12 protein-coding genes are annotated in these 19,245 nt (G+C 62.5%); 2 read left to right on the top strand and 10 right to left on the bottom strand.

Annotation, left to right across the window (positions count from 1 at the left end; translation table 11 throughout):
• Position 1: 1 nt before the first annotated feature.
• The 3 genes from FJ936_RS27500 to FJ936_RS27490 form a co-directional block, all read right to left on the bottom strand.
• Entirely contained in the window at positions 2 to 1,123 is a 1,122-nt protein-coding gene (locus FJ936_RS27500; RefSeq protein ID WP_140717821.1) for an ABC transporter permease subunit, read from the bottom strand.
• Positions 1,116 to 2,039, bottom strand: a complete 924-nt coding sequence (locus FJ936_RS27495; protein ID WP_141907219.1) for an ABC transporter permease subunit — start codon at positions 2,037 to 2,039, stop codon at positions 1,116 to 1,118. The genes FJ936_RS27500 and FJ936_RS27495 overlap by 8 nt, the downstream gene beginning before the upstream one ends.
• Positions 2,040 to 2,205: 166 nt before the next feature.
• Positions 2,206 to 3,798: a peptide ABC transporter substrate-binding protein gene (locus FJ936_RS27490; RefSeq protein WP_015318682.1), complete on the bottom strand. Its 1,593-nt coding sequence runs from the start codon at positions 3,796 to 3,798 to the stop codon at positions 2,206 to 2,208.
• A gap of 282 nt (positions 3,799 to 4,080) precedes the next feature.
• Here FJ936_RS27490 and FJ936_RS27485 point away from each other — a divergent pair, with 282 nt between their 5' ends.
• Together FJ936_RS27485 and FJ936_RS27480 are read left to right on the top strand one after the other, a co-directional pair.
• Complete coding sequence (locus FJ936_RS27485; protein WP_140618623.1) at positions 4,081 to 4,527, top strand: TadE/TadG family type IV pilus assembly protein; 447 nt, start codon at positions 4,081 to 4,083, stop codon at positions 4,525 to 4,527.
• On the top strand, positions 4,528 to 6,282 hold the full coding sequence (locus tag FJ936_RS27480) for a TadG family pilus assembly protein (protein WP_140823819.1): 1,755 nt from the start codon (positions 4,528 to 4,530) through the stop codon (positions 6,280 to 6,282).
• A 28-nt stretch (positions 6,283 to 6,310) separates the two neighbouring features.
• Here FJ936_RS27480 and FJ936_RS27475 read toward each other — a convergent pair whose 3' ends face one another.
• From FJ936_RS27475 to FJ936_RS27445, 7 genes are all read right to left on the bottom strand, one after another.
• Positions 6,311 to 7,945 carry an alpha-glucosidase family protein gene (locus tag FJ936_RS27475; protein ID WP_141907218.1) on the bottom strand — a complete coding sequence of 545 codons (1,635 nt, stop codon included), beginning with the start codon at positions 7,943 to 7,945 and terminating at the stop codon, positions 6,311 to 6,313.
• Complete coding sequence (glgX, locus tag FJ936_RS27470) at positions 7,945 to 9,942, bottom strand: glycogen debranching protein GlgX (protein ID WP_141907217.1); 1,998 nt, start codon at positions 9,940 to 9,942, stop codon at positions 7,945 to 7,947. The genes FJ936_RS27475 and glgX overlap by 1 nt, the downstream gene beginning before the upstream one ends.
• A gap of 16 nt (positions 9,943 to 9,958) precedes the next feature.
• The gene (locus tag FJ936_RS27465; RefSeq protein ID WP_141907216.1) at positions 9,959 to 11,587 is read right to left on the bottom strand and encodes an alpha-D-glucose phosphate-specific phosphoglucomutase; all 1,629 of its coding nucleotides are present in this window, start codon (positions 11,585 to 11,587) and stop codon (positions 9,959 to 9,961) included.
• 3 nt (positions 11,588 to 11,590) lie between these two features.
• Positions 11,591 to 13,036 (bottom strand): glycogen synthase GlgA, encoded by a 1,446-nt coding sequence (gene glgA / locus FJ936_RS27460; protein ID WP_141907215.1) that lies wholly within the window; start codon positions 13,034 to 13,036, stop codon positions 11,591 to 11,593.
• 101 nt (positions 13,037 to 13,137) lie between these two features.
• The gene (glgC, locus tag FJ936_RS27455) at positions 13,138 to 14,403 is read right to left on the bottom strand and encodes a glucose-1-phosphate adenylyltransferase (RefSeq protein WP_015318689.1); all 1,266 of its coding nucleotides are present in this window, start codon (positions 14,401 to 14,403) and stop codon (positions 13,138 to 13,140) included.
• A gap of 51 nt (positions 14,404 to 14,454) precedes the next feature.
• Positions 14,455 to 16,668 carry a 1,4-alpha-glucan branching protein GlgB gene (gene glgB / locus FJ936_RS27450; protein WP_015318690.1) on the bottom strand — a complete coding sequence of 738 codons (2,214 nt, stop codon included), beginning with the start codon at positions 16,666 to 16,668 and terminating at the stop codon, positions 14,455 to 14,457.
• Positions 16,669 to 16,739: 71 nt separating this feature from the next.
• The gene (locus FJ936_RS27445) at positions 16,740 to 19,202 is read right to left on the bottom strand and encodes a glycogen/starch/alpha-glucan phosphorylase (RefSeq protein WP_015318691.1); all 2,463 of its coding nucleotides are present in this window, start codon (positions 19,200 to 19,202) and stop codon (positions 16,740 to 16,742) included.
• Positions 19,203 to 19,245 lie beyond the last annotated feature (43 nt).

Genomic DNA, 19,245 nt, shown 5'->3' with positions numbered 1-19,245 from the left:
TTTATCGATCCCGTGGGTCGAGCGCGTCGCGCAGGCCGTCGCCGACGAAATTCAAGGCGAACAGCGTCGAGACCAGAAAAAAGGCGGGAAACAGGAGCAGCCAGTTGGCGGTGCCGATGTTCTTGGCGCCGACCGAGATCAGCACGCCCCAGCTGGTCATCGGCTCCTGGATGCCAAGCCCGAGGAACGACAGGAAGCTCTCCAGGATGATGACCTGCGGCACCAGCAGCGTCATGTAGATCACCACCGGGCCAAGCAAGTTCGGGATCACATGGCGGATCAGGATGCCACGCTGGCCAATGCCCATGGCTTCCGCCGCCTGGACATATTCCTGCCGGCGAATCGACAGCGCCTGGCCGCGCACGATGCGCGCCATGTCGAGCCACAGCACGGCACCGACCGCCAGGAACATCAGCACGAAGTTGCGGCCGAAGAACACCACCAGCATGATGACGAAGAAGATGAACGGCAAGGAATAGAGCACGTCGACTATGCGCATCATCACTTCATCGACCTTGCCGCCGGAAAAGCCGGCGGCGGCGCCATAGATCACGCCGATCACCACCGCCACGACACCGGCCAGCAGACCGATGGCCAGCGATATGCGCCCGGCCATCAGCGTGCGGGAGAGAAGATCGCGGCCGGTATTGTCGGTGCCGAACAGGAAATACTGCTGCTTGACCGATGCGCTCATCGTCACTTCGAGGCCGTCGGGCGACTTGTTTTCGATCTTGGTGTCGTCGAAGGCATCGGACCGGTCGAGGTAGCGGATGTTGCGGTCGTCGATCGGCTTGGTCGACTTGACCGTCACGAAGACCTGGCTCCCCTCCTGATGCCACTCCTTGATGTCGACTCGCATGCGCTTGATCGCTTCGGTAAGTGCCGTCTCGATCATGTCGGGTTTCGGATAGGCTGAGAGGCTTGGCGGCATGCGCACATAGTCGGCGTAGATGGTCGTGTATTGATGCGGCACGAACCACGGGCCAAAGACGCTGATGATCCCAATCAGAACGAGGTAGTAGAGGCTGAACATGGCGGCGCGATTGGCCTTGAGGCGCGCCCAGGCATCGCCCCAAAGCGAGCGACCAACGATTGCGGGGGCCGTGGCTGCGATGTCAGTCATAGCGCACCCTCGGGTCGACGACCGCGTACATGACGTCGACGATCAGGTTGAAGACGATGGTAAAAATGGCGATCACCACCACCGTTCCCATCACCAGCGTATAATCGCGGTTGAGCGCGGCATCGACGAAATAGCGGCCGACGCCGGGAATGGAGAAGATCGTCTCGACGATGACCGAGCCGGTCAGCAGTGCCGCCGCCGCCGGGCCGGTGAAGGAGACGATCGGCAGGATGGCGCTGCGCAACGCGTGCTTGACCACCACCGACCAGTCGGAAAGGCCGAGCGCGCGCGCCGTTCGGATATGATGGGATCGCAGCGATTCGATCATCGAGCCGCGCATCAGGCGGGCAACGATGGCGATTTGCGGCAAGGCAAGTGTCAGCACCGGGCCGACCTTGTTGATGAAGGCGCCGTCACCCCAGCCGCCGATCGGCAGCAGCCTCCAGGTCAGCCCGAAGACAAGCTGGATCACCGGCGCGATGACGAAGGTCGGGATGGTGCTGCCGGCGGTCGCCAGGGCAATCACCGTATAGTCGCCAAGCTTGTTCTGGTTGAGCGCGGCGATGGTGCCGAGCACGCTGCCGAGCAGCAGCGCCAGGATCAGCGCCGAGGCTCCGAGCTGCACGGAAATGGGCAGGCCCTTGGCAAACAGTTCGGTGACGGTGAAATCCGGCATGTTGTAGCTCGGGCCGAAATTGCCGCGCAGCAGATTGCCGAGATAATGGACATATTGCAGCCAGAGCGGATCGTTGAGGCCGAACTGGGCTTCCAAGTTGGCCTTGATCTCTGGGCTCAGCCCCCGCTCCTGGTTGAATGGACCGCCTGGCGCGACGCGCATCAGGAAGAACGCCATCGTCACGATGACGAACAGCGTCGGGATGGCGGTCAAAAGCCGCCGGAATACGTATCGCAGCATCGGTGCCCCACTTGATCCAGAGCACGCCCTTCCACTCGGACGATTGCGCTCCAGCCTTCAAATCTTCGCACCGGATGTTCCGAAAATCGATTTCCCGCTTCCCGGGCCGATGCGACGGCAAACCAGCACCGCCGCGCTCTTTAGAGCGCGGCGGCTTGGCCAGGGATCAGTCCTTGCTGACGAAGCGCGACGGATGCACGTCCATCACATTGTCGACGAAGCCATGCAGCTTCGAGGAAACGATGTCGTGGTAGCTGTAGTAGAGAAGCGGGATCTGGCCGACGTCGTCGATGAGGATGCGCTCGGCCGCGGAGAGGTCCTTCATGCGCTCTTCGGGCTTGCCGCCCGCGGCCGCCGCCTTGTCCATTGCCGCTTCGTATTGCGGGCTGTTGTAGTTGGAATAGTTGTTGCCGCTGGCCTTGCGCGTGATACCGAGGAAGGTCTCTGGATCCTTATAGTCGGCAATCCAGGCGGCACGCGCCACGTCATAGTCGCCCTTCTGCTCGAGGAAGGAGTAGTGGGTCTTGGTGTCGGTGTTGAGCAGCGTGACGTCGACGCCAAGCGGCTTCAATTGTTCCTGGATCGCCACTGCCGTGTTCTTGTGGTTTTCCGAGGTGTTGTAGCGGATTTCCATCTTCAGCGGATGTTCGGGGGTGTAGCCAAGCTTCTCGAGGATCTTCTTGGCCGCGTCCTCGCGGTCGATCTGCGGCATGTCGGCGTATTTGGCCATTGCGGGCGTATAGCCCTCGATGCCGGGGGGCACCATCGAATAGCCGGGCAGCATCGAATTCTGCCAGACCTTCTCGGCGATGAAATCACGGTCGATCGCCATCGAGATGGCGTTACGCAGTTCGGGGTTGTTCCACGGCGCCTTGTCGGTCTTGATGGCATAATAGTAGGTGCCGAGATACGGCCCGACATGGATCTGGTCGCCGAACTTGGTCTTGAGGTCGGCGAGCTGTTCGGTCGGCAGATCGTCATAGCTGTCGAGTTCGCCGGCCTCGAAGCGCTTCATCGCCGACGAACGATCCTCGGTCGGAATGTAGTTGACCACGTCGAACTTGACGGTCGCGGCGTCCCAGAATTTGGGATTCTTGACCAGTTTCATGTGATCGTTGGGAACCCATTCGGCCAGCGTATAGGCGCCGTTCGAAACCAGATTGCCGGGCTTGATCCAGTCGGCGCCAAGCTTTTCAATCGAGGCCTTGCTGACCGGATAGGTCGCCTGATGGGTCAGCATCTCCAGGAAGTACGGCGTCGGCGCCTTCAGCGTCACCTCAAGGGTGCCGGCGTCGATCGCCTTGACACCCATGTCCTCGGGCTTGCCCTTCTTGGTGTTGACATCCTCCGCGCCCTTAACCGGATACAGCATCGAGGCGTATTCGGCGCCGGTCGCCGGATCTTCCAGCCTGTGGAAGGCATAGACGAAGTCCTCCGCCGTCACCGGGCTGCCGTCAGACCACATGCCGTCCTTGCGCAGCTTGAAGGTGTAGACGGTGCCGTCATCCGATACCGTCCAGCTTTCGGCCGCGCCCGGAATGAGGTTCGCCTTCTGGTCCTGCATGACCAATCCCTGGAACAGGTCACGCAGCACATTGGCTTCATAGACCGTCGAGGTCTTGTGCGGATCGACCGACTCCGATTCAGCGGCGGTGCCCCTGTTATAGACACTCTCCGCGAAAGCCGGCGTGTAGAATGCGCCGGCGGTTACGGCCATGGTGGTGGCGAATACCGTCGCCTTCAGCATGTTTTTCAGCATGAAGTTCTCCCTGTCGGCGCTGCCATCGGCGCGCCTTAAGTGTTGACGCCCCGAAGCCGATGACTGGCTCCTTTGAGCGCGCCCCCGGTTCCCTCCGGCGGCTGGTGGCAGGAGACTAGACAGGAGGTAAGCTCTTTTCAACCGAGTACTGATTGACCCTAAGTCAATCCCCATTGTCGAGAAAGCAACGGCTAAATTAGAGATTCGTTTTCAATCGACCGCACCCTTTGGTTGCACCCAGAGTTTTCGCTTTCTGCATGCGAATTTGGGCATGCTGGTGCCATGGTTCACCACCCCATTTTCGAGGCCCGAAGTCGCCGTTTCCGATCAGACAACTCGGGAACTTCAGCCGTCGAGTTCGCTTTGCTGTCACCGCTTTTCATTCTTCTTCTACTCGGAATGGTTGCATACGGCATCTATTTTGGCGCCGCCAATTCGATCCAACAAATTGCAGCCGACGCTGCCCGAACAGCCATCGCTGGGGTGAACCAGACCGAGCGGCAGACGCTCGTGGCCAGCTATCTCACCAACAATGCCGGCGGCTACCCCTTCGTGGACGCCAGCAAACTGACCTACCAGGCCAACGACAGCATCGCCGACGGAAGCCAGTTCGTGGTGTCCATCTCCTACGATGCCCGCAACCTGCCGATCTGGAACCTGTTCCCCGGCATAGCCATGCCAGGGACGACCATCAAGCGTCAGTCAACGATCAGGGTCGGGGGTATCTGAATGCTGCGGCGGGCGGGCAAGGGTATGGGTCGGCTTGCACGGTCGATGATGGGAGACAGGAAGGCGAACTTCGCCGTCATGACCGCATTGAGCGCGCCGGTTGCATTGGCGCTGGCAGCGGTGGCCATTGACGAAGCCTCCATCTATACCGAGCGCCGGGAAGCGCAGGCGATGGTCGACCTGGCGGCGATTACCGCCGCCTCGAACATCAACAACGTCAACACCGCGGTCGTCACCACACTGACCGACAACGGCATGCCGGGCGTCGTCGTTCAAGCTTCGGGCCAGACCATTGCCCCGGCCACCGGCAAAACGGTGGTGACGGTCACGCAGGGCCGATATGCCTCATCGACCGCCAATGTCAGCCAGCGCTTCCAGGCGGGTGTGACGCCTTACAATGCCGTCCGCGTCACTTTGGCAAAGATTCCGAACCGCTATTTCGCAAGTTCGCTGATCCCCACTCCCGTCATCGGCACCCAGGCCACGGCCAGCATGACGCCGCTGGCGACGTTCTCGGTCGGATCGCGGTTGCTCAGCGTCAATGGCGGCATCCTCAACGCACTTTTGAGCGGACTTCTCGGCGGCAACATCTCGCTCAGCGTCATGGACTACAACGGGCTGATCTCGGCGGATGTGAGCGTGCTTTCCTTCATCAGTGCGCTCGCCACGCAACTGAACATCACGGCCGGTACCTATTCCGACGTTCTGGCATCGAAGGCGACGGTCGGCCAGATCGCTACCGCCATGGCCAATGTTCCCGGCCTCGGCAATACGGCCAAGGTCGCCCTGCAGACCATCGCCTCCAAATCGACCAGCACCGTCAAGATCCCGCTCAGCAGCCTTGTCGACCTTGGTTCGGTCGGCAGCCTGGGCCTCGGCCAACAGCCGTCCGGGCTTGGGGTAGACGCAAGCGCCATGGGCATGCTGACGGCAGCCGCCGTGCTCGCCAACGGTACCAACCAGGCCGCGATCGATCTCGGCGCCACCATCCCGGGGCTGCTCTCCACCAAACTCAGCATCGCCATCGGCGAGCCGATGCAGTCCTCGCCCTGGCTGGCGATCGATGGTATCGGCACTGTCGTGCGGACCGCCCAGACGCGCATCAAAGTAGCCGCGACAGTCGGCGGCGCAGGCGGCAATGTCGGTGGGGGCATTACTCTGGTGTCGGTCAACCTGCCACTGCATGTGGAAGTCGCCTACGCCGAAGCCAAACTCACCGACATAAGCTGTCCTACGGGTCCCGACAGCATCAAGGTCACCGTTTCTGCCCGCCCCGGTGTTGTGGAAGCGCATTTGGCCGACAGCAGTAGCTCCGGCTTTGCCGATTTCACCAAACCGGAATCGTTCTCCGACACTGAAATCGCAAAGGTCAGTCTTCTGATCAATCTACTTTCAGTGACGGGCTCAGCGGCATTTGAAATGGCCAACAACGCGCCGACCGCATTGACCTTCAACAAGGCCGACATCGACGCCAAAACGATAAAGACAGTCTCCACGCAAAACCTGACACAGTCTTTGACGACCTCCCTGATCACTGATCTGTCGCTGACGACCAATTTGCTGGGCTTGCCGCTGCTGAATCTGAATACCTTGCTTTCCACCGTGCGGCCGGCAGTGGTTGCGCTCTTGAACGGCGTGGCGGCGCCGGTCGACGAGTTGGTTTACAATTTGCTCGGAGCCCTTGGTGTGCGTGTCGGCCAGGCCGACGTGCGCGTCACCGGCGCGACCTGCGGCCGGGCGGTGCTCGTTCAGTAGGACCGCCTAGCCACAACCGAAGTGCCAATCAGTCGAGCCGACCGAGAAAGCAGCCGAGAGTTGGCAGCGAGAGGGTGTTTTCCTCGACAGAAGCGGTCCCGCCGAAGATAGCCGTGACGGGTCCGATATTACCCACCAACGGCAAGGTCGCCGGCTCCTCAGCGAAATTGAAGACACAGATCAACCTCTCCCCGCCACCTTCGCGGATGAAGGCGAGCACGTCGCCCTCGGTATCGAGAAAGCGGATCGAGCCGCCGACCAGCGCCGGATGCTGTTTGCGCAAGGCAAGCGCCGAGCGGTAGGCCGACAGCACCGATTGCTCGTCGCCGATCTGCATATCGACCGCGCGGGCGCGATGGCTTGCCGGCACAGGCAGCCAGGGTTTTGCAGTGGAGAAGCCCGCATTGTCGGCGTCGGCCTCCCAGACCATCGGCGTGCGGCAACCATCCCTGCCCTTCACGCCGGGCCAGAAGCGGATGCCGACCGGATCGCGCAGATCCTCGTAGGCAAGCTCCGCCTCTTCAAGGCCGAGTTCCTCGCCCTGATAGAGGCAGATCGAGCCGCGCAAGCAGGCGAGCAGCATGATTGAGAATTTGGCCACAAGATCGGGATCGCCACCAGGCCGCATCCAGCGGCTGACATGGCGCACCACGTCATGGTTGGAAAACGCCCAGCAAACCCAGCCGTCGGCCACCGCGCTTTCGAAGGCCTCGACGCAGCCACGCACATGCGCCGCCGAAAACTGCGAACCCAGCAGGTCGAAAGTGTAGCTCATCTGAAGCTTGTCGCCGCCGGAGGTGTAGGCGGCGAGCGTCTGCAGCGAGCGGCCCTCGTCGCCGATTTCGCCGACGGCGGCGCGGTCACCATATTCGTCGAGCAACGCGCGGAAGCGCCGCAGGAATGCCAGGTTTTCGGGCTGGGTCTTGTCGAACAGATGCTCCTGATAGAGGTAGGTGTTGGTCTCCGTGTTGGTGCCGGCGACGCTCGAGGCCAAGGGCGGATTGCCGCGCAGCCAGCGGTCGTGGACATAGTAATTGACCGTGTCGAGCCGGAAGCCGTCGACACCGCGATCGAGCCAGAACCGCACCGTGTCAAGCAACGCATCCTGGACTTCCGGGTTGTGGAAATTGAGGTCTGGCTGCGAGGCAAGGAAATTATGCATGTAATATTGGCGGCGGGTCGCGTCCCATTCCCAGGACGGCCCCCCGAAGACCGACAGCCAGTTGTTGGGCGCGCCGCCGTCGGGCTTCGCATCGGCCCAGACGTACCAGTCGGCCTTGGCATTATCGCGGCTGGCCCGGCTTTCGATGAACCATTCATGCTTGTCGGATGAATGCGACAGCACCTGGTCGATGATGATCTTCAGGCCGAGCCGGTGGGCTTCGGCGACCAGCGCATCAAAATCGGCCAATGTGCCGAACATCGGGTCGACGTCGCGATAATCCGATACATCATAGCCCATGTCGGCCATCGGCGACTTGAAGAAGGGCGACAGCCAGACAGCGTCGACGCCGAGCGAGGCGATATAAGCGAGCCTTGACGTAATGCCGCCGAGATCGCCGCTGCCATCACCGGTCGTGTCCTGAAAAGAGCGCGGATAGACCTGGTAGATGACGCAGCCGCGCCACCATTCGGCTCCCTGCCCCAAACTCTCACCGGTCATCACGAACCCTTCCTGACGCCGCCGTTTCTGGTTCGGCTCTCGATCATGAAATTGACGCTGCGCCCCGGCAGCGGGCGCGCAAGGTCAGTCACGTGCGTTTCGATCGCCGGATGCCATCGAAAACCTTCCCGCGCCGGCAAGGTGAAGACGCATTGGCGGCGGTCGCCATTGATCAGAACGGCAAGCCTGCCTTCCTCGCCGCCAAGCAGCATGACGAGGCGATGCCGGCTGGTATCGTTCCAGTCGGTCGCGTCGAGCAGCTCACCGGTCTCGGTCAGCCAAGCGACGTCGGGAACGCCTGATGCCGCAATCGGTTCTCCGGTCAGGAAACGCGTGTCCGACAATGCGGGCACCGCCTGGCGAAGTGCCGCGAGTACGAATGCGTAACGCTCCAGCTTCTGATCGCGGCCTGCCCAGTCAAGCCAGGTGGTGGGGTTGTCTTGTGCGTAGGCGTTGTTGTTGCCCTTCTGGGTGCGACCGAATTCATCGCCCGCGGTCAGCATGATGGTGCCGTGCGAGGCGAACAGCGTGGCGAGCAGAGCGCGCTGGTCGTCGAAACGTGCCTTGACGATCGCCGTGTCGTCCGTCTCGCCTTCGACGCCATTGTTCCAGGACAGGTTCTCGTTATGGCCGTCGCGGTCCTGCTCGCCATTGGCCGCGTTGTGCTTGCGCTCATAGGCGACGATGTCAGCCAGCGTCATGCCGTCATGGGCGGCGATAAAATTCACGCCGTGGCTTGCCGGCTCCCCTGCCCTGTTAAACACGTCGGACGAACCAGCAAGGCGCGTTGCGAGAGCACCGACCATGCCGGCATCGCCGCGCCAGAAGCGTCTGACATCGTCGCGATAGCGGTCGTTCCACTCAAGGAAAGGCGGCCGGAAATTGCCGAGTTGATAGCCGTTTGCCCCGATGTCCCAAGGCTCGGCGATCAGCACGCGGTCGTAAAGCACCGGATCATGGGTGATGGCCTGGAGCAGCGGCGCTTCCGGATCGAAGGCACCATCGACCCGGCCCAGCACCGGGGCCAGATCGAAACGGAAGCCGTCGACACCGGCCTGGCGAACGAAGTGACGAAGTGTGTCGAGCACCATTTCCCGCATCACCGGATGGTCGCAAGCGATCGTGTTGCCGGTGCCCGTGTCATTGACCAGCCCGCCATCCGGCCGGTGCCGATAGTAGGCCTTATTGTCGAGGCCGCGCAGCGAGAGCGTCGGCCCCAGCCTGTCGCTTTCGCCGGTGTGGTTGAAGACCAGGTCGAGAATGGTGCCGATGCCGGCCCGGCGCAACGCGGCGACCGTGTCCTGCAATTCCGTCAGGCCGCCGGGCGCGAGGCGCGGGTCGAGCGCCATGAAGGTGACGGGATTGTAGCCCCAGGCGTTGCTCAGGCCGAGCGGCGGCAGATGCCGCTCGTCGATGGAGGCCGTGATCGGCATCAGTTCCACGGCGGAGACGCCGAGCCTTTGCAGATGCTCGATGATGGCCGGATGGGCAAGAGCGGCGATCGTGCCGCGCTTTTCTTGCGGTACATCCGGATGCAGCTTGGTGAAAGCGCGGACGTTCAGTTCGTAGATCAGGCCGCCCGGGCGAAACAGGGGCGGCAGGATCGGTGGAGCCGTGGGCGAGGCCTTGGTCACGGCCTTGGGCATCAGCGACGCGGTGTCGGCGCCCTCATTGCGCCGCGCGGCGAGCCGCCAGTGATAGGCGTAGGCCCGGTCGATTTCGACGGCGTAGGGATCGGTGAGCAACTTGTCGGGGTCGAACCACAGCCCCCGCTCGGGCGCATAGTCGCCATCGGCGCGCAGGCCATAGCGCGCGCCCGCGGCCAGGCCGGAGACAAAGAGTGAATGGACGCCGTTGCCTTCCGACGCCAGCTCGAGACGATCGAGTTCGCGGTTTCCCTGCTCGTCAAAGATCGAAACCCAGAGCCGTCTTGCCGACGAGGACCATGCGGCGAAGCGGATGCCTTCGCTGGTGATGGTGGGGCCGAGCTGGGTCAAGAGCGCTCCACCGCCCTCAAGTAATGACGCTCGGCTTGTTGCGCCCGGTGTGGCTCTTGATCCCGGCAATGTCGTCGGCCGCCGAAATCAGGTCGGCGAGCGCCTCCTGCGTGTCGAGGTCGTGCCTCGACTTGTCCGGCTCGTAGCGCTCGATATAGACGCGCAAGGTCGCGCCAGACGTACCGGTGCCCGAAAGCCGAAAGACCACGCGCGAGCCGCCTTCGAACAGCACCCTTATGCCCTGGTGCTCGCTGGTCGAGCCGTCGACCGGGTCGTGGTAGGCGAAATCATCGGCATTGGCGATCTTCAGGCCGCGCACGCTGGTGCCCGGTAGCGAGCCGAGCTTGGCCCTGAGTTCGTCGACCAGCGCATTGGCGCGGTCGCTCTCAACCTCCTCGTAATCATGGCGCGAGTAGTAGTTGCGGCCATAGGTCTCCCAATGCTCGGTGACGATCTGCTTGCAGCTTTCGCCACGGGCGGCGAGGATGTTGAGCCACAAGAGGACCGCCCACAGACCGTCCTTTTCGCGGACATGGTTTGAGCCGGTGCCGGCACTTTCCTCACCGCAGATCGTCGCCATGCCGGCGTCGAGCAGATTGCCGAAGAACTTCCAGCCGGTCGGCGTCTCGTAAATCCCGACACCTAGCTTGTGAGCGACGCGGTCGGCCGCGCCGCTGGTCGGCATCGAACGGGCGATGCCTTTCAGCCCGTCCTTGTAGCCCGGCGCCAGGCGGGCATTGGCGGCGAGCATGGCGACCGAATCCGAAGGGGTGACGAAAATGCCCTTGCCGATGATCAGGTTGCGGTCTCCATCGCCATCGGAGGCGGCGCCGAAATCGGGCGCGTCCGGTCCCATCATCTCATCATAAAGGTGCTTGGCATGGACCAGGTTGGGGTCCGGGTGATGACCGCCGAAATCGGGCAGCGGCTTGAAATTGCGGCAGGTGCCGTTCGGTGCGCCGAGGCGGTGTTCGAGGATTTCCTTGGCGTAGGGCCCGGTCACCGCATGCATGGCGTCGAAGCGCATGCGGAAGCCCGACTTGAACAGTTTGCGCAGCGCATCGAAATCGAACAGGCTCTCCATCAACTCGGCATAGTCGGTAACCGGATCGATGATCTCGACGGTCATGCCGGCAGCCTTGACTGTCGCGACCGTATCGATGTCAATCGGGTCGATGTCGGCGATCTTGAAGCTCGAAATCGTCTTGGTCTTGGCAAAGATGGCGTCAGTCAGCTTTTCCGGCGCCGGGCCACCATTGCCGGCATTGTACTTGATGCCGAAGTCCTCGTGCGGGCCGCCGGGATTGTGGCTGGCCGAGAGGATGATGCCGCCGAAGGTCTTGTATTTGCGGATGACATGCGAGGCCGCGGGCGTCGACAGGATGCCGCCCTGCCCGACCATCACCTTGCCGAAGCCATTGGCGGCCGCCATGGCAATGGCCTTCTGGATGACCTCCCGGTTATAGAAACGGCCGTCGCCGCCGATCACCAGGGTCTTGCCCTTGAACCCGTCGAGTGCATCGAAAATCGACTGGATGAAGTTCTCGGCATAGTGCTCCTGCTGGAACACTGGCACCTTCTTGCGCAGGCCCGACGTGCCGGGCTTCTGGTCGGAATAGGGCTTGGTGGAAACGGTGCGTATCATGCTTCAGGCAACCCTTTTCGAAAGCAGCAGGCGATAGAGTTCGACGTATTTTTCGGCGCTTCGATCCCACGACACATCGGTCTTCATGCCCTGGCGCTGGATGGTTTCGAAGATTGCGGGACTGGCGTGGGCGTCGGCCAGGCGTCGGATCGCGTGCAGCAGCGCGCCGCCATTGTTGGGGGCAAACTGGAAGCCGGTCGCCACGCCGGCGGCAAACGCTGCTTCATTGGCATCGATGATGGTGTCCGCCAGGCCGCCGGTGCGGGCGACGACCGGCACGCAGCCATAGCGCAGGCCGTAAAGCTGCGTCAGCCCGCAAGGCTCGAAGCGCGACGGGATGACGATGGCGTCGCAGCCGCCCTGCATGGTGTGCGACAGCCCCTCGTCATAGCCGACGACCACGCCGATGCGGCCACGATGGCGTGCGGCCGCGGCCAGCAGCGCGCCTTCGAGGCCGGCGTCGCCCGAGCCGAGGATGGCCAGCCTTGCGCCTGTCGCGACGATGCCGTCGACCACCGTCGCCAATATGTCCATGCCCTTCTGCCAGGTCAGGCGGCTGACGACGCAGACAATCGGACTGCCGTCGCGGTCGAGGCCGAAACGGTCCTCGACCGCGGCCCTGTTCGGCGCGCGGGCCTTCAACGTTTCGGCCGTATAGGTAGATACCAGATGCTTGTCGGTTGCCGGATCCCAGATGGCGGTGTCGATGCCGTTGACGATGCCATGGAGATCGCTGGAACGCATGTTGATAAGGCCGTCGAGGCCCATGCCGAATTCCGGCGAACGTATCTCCTGCGCATAGGTCGGGCTCACCGTGGTGATCGCCCAGGCGGCCTGCAGGCCAGCCTTGAGGAAGCCGACGCCGCCATAATATTCGACGCCGTCAAGCGCCATCGCCGCGGCCGGCAGGCCGAGCTCGCCGAAGATGCCGGCCCCGAACTGGCCCTGGAAGGCGAGATTGTGGACGGTCATCATCGATGGCGTGCCGACCGCCGTGCCATAGCGCATATAGGCCAGCGTCATCGCCGACTGCCAGTCATGGGCATGGACGATGTCGGGGAGGTAGCCCGAGATGGCGCCCCCGGCGATATCGGCGCCGGCCTGGCTCAGCGCCGCGAAGCGCCGCCAATTGTCCGGCCAGTCCGCGCCCGAGGCGTTGCCATAGGGGCCGCCGGGGCGGTCGAACAGATGCGGCGCATCGAGCACGAACAAATCGAGCCCGGCGACCTGGACGGCATGGACCGACGCCTTGCCGCCTTGCAGTAGGGGATACTGATAGACGGCCTTCTTTTTCTTGAAGGCGCCCATCACCACGGGAAAGCCCGGAACGAGCGTACGCATGGCCACGCCCTTGGCCGCGAGCGCGATGGGCAGCGCCCCGGTCACGTCGGCAAGCCCGCCTGTCTTGATCAGCGGGAAGATTTCGGGCGTGACCGACAGAACCTGCATGCGCTTAACGATCCGCTTCCCATCCATGCCGCCCAAACCGTGTGCGGTTTGGACCACGACATGCACAAAACACCCTAAGTGACAGCTTGTTGATCACCTGTTCAGGTTGACAACTTGTTGATCATGTCCTGTGTGATCAGGCAGATACCCTTTTCCGAAACCCGGAAGCGCTTGGCGTCGAGGACGGGATCCTCGCCGACCACCAGCCCTTCGGGTATCCTTACGCCGTGGTCGATGACGACGCGCTTCAACTTTGCGTTCCGGCCGACATGAACGTCGGGCAGCATGACAACCTCTTCCAGCGTCGAATAGGAATTGATGCGCGCGCCGGTGAAGATCAGGCTTTTCTTCAGCGAAGCGCCCGAGACGATGCAGTCGCCCGAGACCAGCGACGAAATGGCGGAACCGCGCCTGCCGTCCTCGTCATGCACGAACTTTGCCGGCGGCTTCAGTTCGGCATAGGTCCAGATCGGCCAATCGCGGTCGTAGAGGTCGAGTTCCGGCGTCACGTCGGTCAGGTCGATGTTGGCCTCCCAATAAGCGTCGACCGTGCCGACATCGCGCCAGTAGGCCTCGTTCTCGGCGGTCGAACGCACGCAGGACTTGGTGAAGCGGTGCGCGATCGCCTTACCGTGCGTGACGATATAGGGGATGATGTCCTTGCCGAAGTCGCGGCTGGAGCCCGGCTCGGCGGCGTCGCGGCGCAGTTGCTCCATCAGGAACTTGGTCTTGAAGACGTAGATGCCCATCGAGGCCAAGGCGAATTCCGGGTTACCCGGAATGCCGGGCGGGTCGGCCGGCTTTTCGACGAAGGCGATGATGTTGTCCTTGGCATCGACATGCATGACGCCGAAGCCGGTCGCCTCCATGCGCGGCACTTCGAGGCAGCCGACTGTGACATCGGCGCCGGCATCGACATGCTGGCGCAGCATCATCTCGTAATCCATCTTGTAGATGTGATCGCCGGCCAGGATTACCATGTATTCCGGGCCATAGGCCTCGATGATATCGATGTTCTGGTAGACGGCGTCCGCCGTGCCCTCATACCACTGCGTTTCCGACACACGCTGGCTGGCCGGCAGGATGTCAAAACTCTCGTTTCGTTCGGGCCGCAGGAAGTTCCAGCCGCGCTGCAGGTGGCGGATCAGCGAATGCGCCTTGTATTGGGTGGCGACGCCGAGGCGGCGGATGCCGGAGTTGAGCGCATTGGAGAGCGCGAAATCGATGATGCGCGTCTTGCCGCCGAAATAGACCGCGGGCTTGGCGCGCCGGTCGGTCAGTTCCTTGAGGCGGCTGCCGCGCCCGCCGGCCAACACGTAGGCCATGGCGTCGCGGGCCAGCGGCTGGGTTCTCTTCAAGTCTGCCATTTATACCCTCCCAAGTTACTCGTATCGATGCGCTAACCAGCCTTAACGAGTTCAGTCGGCAGCGAGTTCAAGCATGATCGTCGACAGCGGAGGCAGGAGCATCGTTGCCGAGATGCCCTTGCCCTCCGCCCTTGCCTCGACCATGCCGCCATTGCCCATGCCGGAACCGCCATATTCGGAAGCGTCGGTGTTGATGATCTCGCGCCACTTGCCGGCCTTCGGCAGCGGCACACGATAATTGTCGCGCGGCACCGGTGTGAAATTGGAGATGACGGCGACCGGATCGCCGCCGGGAGCGCTGCGCACCCAGGCGAAAACCGAATTCTGGCTGTCGTCGACGATCAGCCAGGAAAACCCTTCCGGCTCGCAGTCGCGGCCATGCAGGGCCGGGCGTGAACGATAGAGATAGTTGAGGTCGCGCACCGTCTGCCAGACCCCGCGATGCGGGCGGAAATCGAGCAGGTCCCAATCAAGCGCGCGCGCTTCGCTCCATTCGCGGCGCTGCGCGAATTCCTGGCCCATGAACAGCAGCTTCTTGCCGGGATAACCCCACATGAAGCCGTAATAGGCACGCAAGGTCGCGAATTTCTGCCAGTCGTCGCCGGCCATCTTGCCCAGCAGCGTGCCTTTGCCGTGCACGACCTCGTCATGCGAGAGCGGCAGCACGAAATTCTCCGAGAAGGCGTAGGTCAGGCCGAAGGTCAGCTCGTTGTGGTGATGCTTGCGGAAAATCGGCTCCTTGGAAAAATACTCCAGCGTGTCGTGCATGAAGCCCATGTTCCATTTGAAGCCGAAGCCCAGCCCGCCTTCATGGACAGGCGCCGAGACCTTTGGCCATGAGGTCGATTCCTCGGCGATGGTCATGACGCCTGGATGGTGGCCGTACACCTCCTTGTTCATCTTCTGCAGGAAGCTGACCGCCTCGAGGTTTTCGCGCCCACCCTTCTCATTGGGGATCCACTCGCCGGCCTTGCGCGAATAGTCGAGGTAGAGCATCGAGGCGACCGCGTCGACGCGAAGACCGTCGACATGGTATTTTTCGGCCCAGAACAGCGCGTTGTTGACCAGGAACGACACCACCTCGCGGCGGCCGAAATTGTAGATCGCGGTGTTCCAGTCCGGATGGAAGCCCTTGCGTGGGTCGGCATGCTCGTAGAGCGCGGTGCCGTCGAAATGGACCAGACCGTGCTCGTCGACAGGAAAATGCGCCGGCACCCAGTCGAGGATGACGCCGACGCCGGCACGGTGGGCGCCGTCGACAAAGCGGGCAAAGCCGTCCGGATCGCCGAAGCGGGCCGATGGCGCGTAGAGGCCGGTTGTCTGGTAACCCCAGGAGGGGTCATAGGGATGCTCGGAGATCGGCAGGAATTCAATATGGGTGAAACCGGTCTCGATCACATAGGGGATCAGCCGGTCGGCCAGTTCATCCCATGACAGGAAGGAGCCGTCATCGCCAAGCTGCCAGGACCCGGCGTGGACCTCGTAGATCGAGATGGCCTCGCGGCGAGGGTCGGCGTTGCGCCAGAAATTGCGATGCGCCTCGTCACCCCATGCATGCGCCGGCGGCATCGCGGTCACCGAGGCGGTGGCCGGGCGCAGTTCTGATTTGAAGGCGAACGGATCGGCTTTCAGCGGCAACCTCACGCCATCGGGACCGATGATTTCATATTTATAGGGCCGGCCGGCACCGATATCGGGAATGAACAGCTCCCAGATGCCGGTGTCGCGACGGTCGCGCATCGTATGCTGGCGGCCGTCCCAGTCGTTGAAGTCACCGACCACCGAAACGCGCCTGGCATTTGGGGCCCATACGGCGAAATGCACGCCGGACGCGCCTTCGTGCTCGATGACATGCGCGCCAAGCTTGTCGAACAGCCTGAGATGCGAACCCTCGGCGATGTAGTAATCGTCCATCGGCCCGAGTACCGGACCGAACGAATAGGGGTCGGTCAGCCACCAGTCGCCGCCGGCATTGCGGGCGTGGTAGCGCAGCGGCTGGCGCTTCTTGATCGACAGCTTGCCTTCGAAGAAACCGGCCTCGTCGCGCCTGGTCAATTCGCCGACCTCGACGCCGGTCAGGGTGTAGGCCGTAACCGACTGCGCGTGCGGAACGAAGCAGCGTGCGAACAGGCTCTTGCCGGCCTCCTGGACACCGAGAACCGCAAAGGGATTGCCGTGCGTACCGGCGACAATCGCCTCGACATCGCTGGCTGGCGCCAGTCCGTCCGGCCCGCTTGTCGCAGCGGTCGCGCGCGGCTTCCTCATCAGGCGGTCGCCCTCCCCGGGCACCAAGTGTTTGTTTTTGCGGCCATCGTTCGTGGCCTTATGCAATCATATCAGACGGGTACGTTCCAGATTTCTTTCGCATATTGACGGATCGTGCGATCGGAGGAGAACCAGCCGACGCGCGCGACGTTGCGGATGGCGCGCGCGTACCAGTCCGGGCTGTTGCGCCAGACAGCGTCCACCTCGCGCTGGCAGGCGGCATAGGCGTCGAAATCCGCCGCGACCATGAACCAGTCGCTGTCATAGAGGCCATTGATGAGGTCGCGGTAGCGATTGGGATCATCGGGCGAGAAGACGCCCGATGAAACGGCCGCAACCGCCTGCGCCAGTTCAGGGGATGCCTCGATCACGCCGCGCGGATTGTAGCCATTGTTGCGCCGCTCGGCGACTTCTTCGGTGGTGAGGCCGAAGATGAAGATGTTGTCGTCGCCGACATGCTCTTTGATCTCGACATTGGCGCCGTCGAGCGTGCCGATGGTCAGCGCGCCGTTCAGCGCGAACTTCATGTTGCCCGTGCCGGAGGCTTCCATGCCGGCGGTCGAGATCTGCTCGGAAAGATCGGCGGCTGGCATCAGCACCTCGGCCAGGCTGACATTGTAGTTCGGCACGAACACGACCTTCAGCAGGCCGCGCACCGAAGGGTCGCTGTTGATCACCCTGGCGACGTCGTTGGCCAGTTTGATGATCAGCTTGGCGTTATGGTAGCTGGGCGCGGCCTTGCCGCCGAAGAATTTCACGCGTGGCATCCAGTCGCGTTCGGGATGCGAACGGATCTGGTCATAGAGCGCGATCGCTTCGAGGATGTTGAGCAGCTGGCGCTTGTATTCGTGGATACGCTTGACCTGAATGTCGAAGAGCGCCGAAGGGTCGAGCTTGATGCCAAGGCGATCGGCGACCAGATTGGCAAGCCTCACCTTGTTCTGGCGTTTCACCGCGGCGAATTTTTCGCGAAAGGCGGTGTCGTCGGCTAAGGGATCGAGCCCTTTGATCGCTTCGATGTCATCCATGAAGCGGTCGCCGATCGCCTCGCGGGCAAGCGCGGTGAGGCCTGGATTGCACTGGATGAGCCAGCGCCGCGGCGTGATGCCGTTGGTCTTGTTGTTGATGCGATCGGGATAAAGTTTGTGGAGGTCGGCGAAGACCGTCTCCTTCATCAACTCGGTGTGCAGCGCCGACACGCCGTTGATCGAATGCGAGCCGACAAAGGCCAAATTGCCCATGCGCACCCGGCGGTCGCCATTTTCCTGGATAAGCGAGATACGGCTGATCTGCTCGTCCGAGAACTGATCGGTGGCGCGGGCTTCGAGCAGTACCTGCGCGTTGATGGCGTAGACGATCTGCATGTGGCGGGGCAAAAGCCTCTCGAACAGCGGCACGGGCCAGCTTTCCAGTGCCTCTGGCAACAGCGTGTGGTTGGTGTAGCCGAAGGTGCGCTTGGTGACATCCCAGGCGAGATCGAAATCCATGCCATGGACATCCATCAAGAGCCGCATCAGCTCGGGCACGGCGATCGCCGGATGGGTGTCGTTGAGGTGGATCGCCGCCTTGTCGGGCAGAGACTTGAGATCGCCATATTGGCTGAGATGGCGCTGCAGGATGTCCTGCAGCGAAGCGGTGGAGAAGAAGTATTCCTGGCGAAGCCTGAGTTCCTGGCCGGCCATGTGGGAATCGGCTGGATAGAGCACCCGCGACAGTGCATCGGCCTTGTTGCTTTCGGCCAGCGCCCCGATGTGGTCGCCGGCGTTGAACTTGTCGAGCCGGATCGGGTCGATCGGCATGCCGGACCAAAGGCGCAGCGTGTTGACGCGCTTGGCCCGCCAGCCAGCCACGGGCGTGTCATAGGCGACCGCAAGCACATGCTCCCTCGGCTTCCAGACGTGGCGTTCGAGGCGGCCGTCCTTCGAGGTGATCGATTCGACCGAACCACCGAAACCGACTTCGAAGGAGCGCTCGCGCCGCTCGAATTCCCAGGGGTTGCCGTGGTCAAGCCAGGTCTCGGGCAACTCGACCTGCCAGCCATCGTGGATTTCCTGGCGGAACATGCCGTTGGCATAGCGGATGCCGTAGCCATGCGCGGGGATGTCGACGGTGGCCATGCTTTCCATGAAGCAGGCGGCGAGCCGGCCAAGGCCGCCATTGCCGAGGGCCGCGTCCGGTTCCAGCGCGGCGATCAGGTCGAGATCGACGCCGAGCGACGACAGCGCCTCACGCATGTTCTCCATCAGGCCGAGGTTGGAAAAGGCGTCGCGCATCAGACGCCCAATCAGGAATTCGAGCGACAGGTAATAAACGCGCTTTTCCTGTTGGTCGTAGGCTTCCTTGGTCGCCTGCATCCAATGGTCGACGACGCGGTCGCGCACGACCTTGATCGTGGCGGTCAGCCAGTCGTACTGGGTCGCGACGGTGGTGTCCTTGCCGACCCGGTACTTCAGGGACATCAAGACTTCTTCAGCAAGCGTCTTGGGATCGGGATTGTCGAGAGCGGGTGCTTCGATCGTCATGGCGGATGTCATATCGCCTCTCGTTCGGTTTGGCCTGATCATACCGGCTTTCACC

It is taken from the genome of Mesorhizobium sp. B2-4-13 (assembly GCF_006658535.1).
Taxonomy (GTDB): domain Bacteria; phylum Pseudomonadota; class Alphaproteobacteria; order Rhizobiales; family Rhizobiaceae; genus Mesorhizobium; species Mesorhizobium australicum.
Note: the sequence above shows the minus strand (reverse complement) of the source record. Positions and strands in the feature narration are given on the sequence as shown.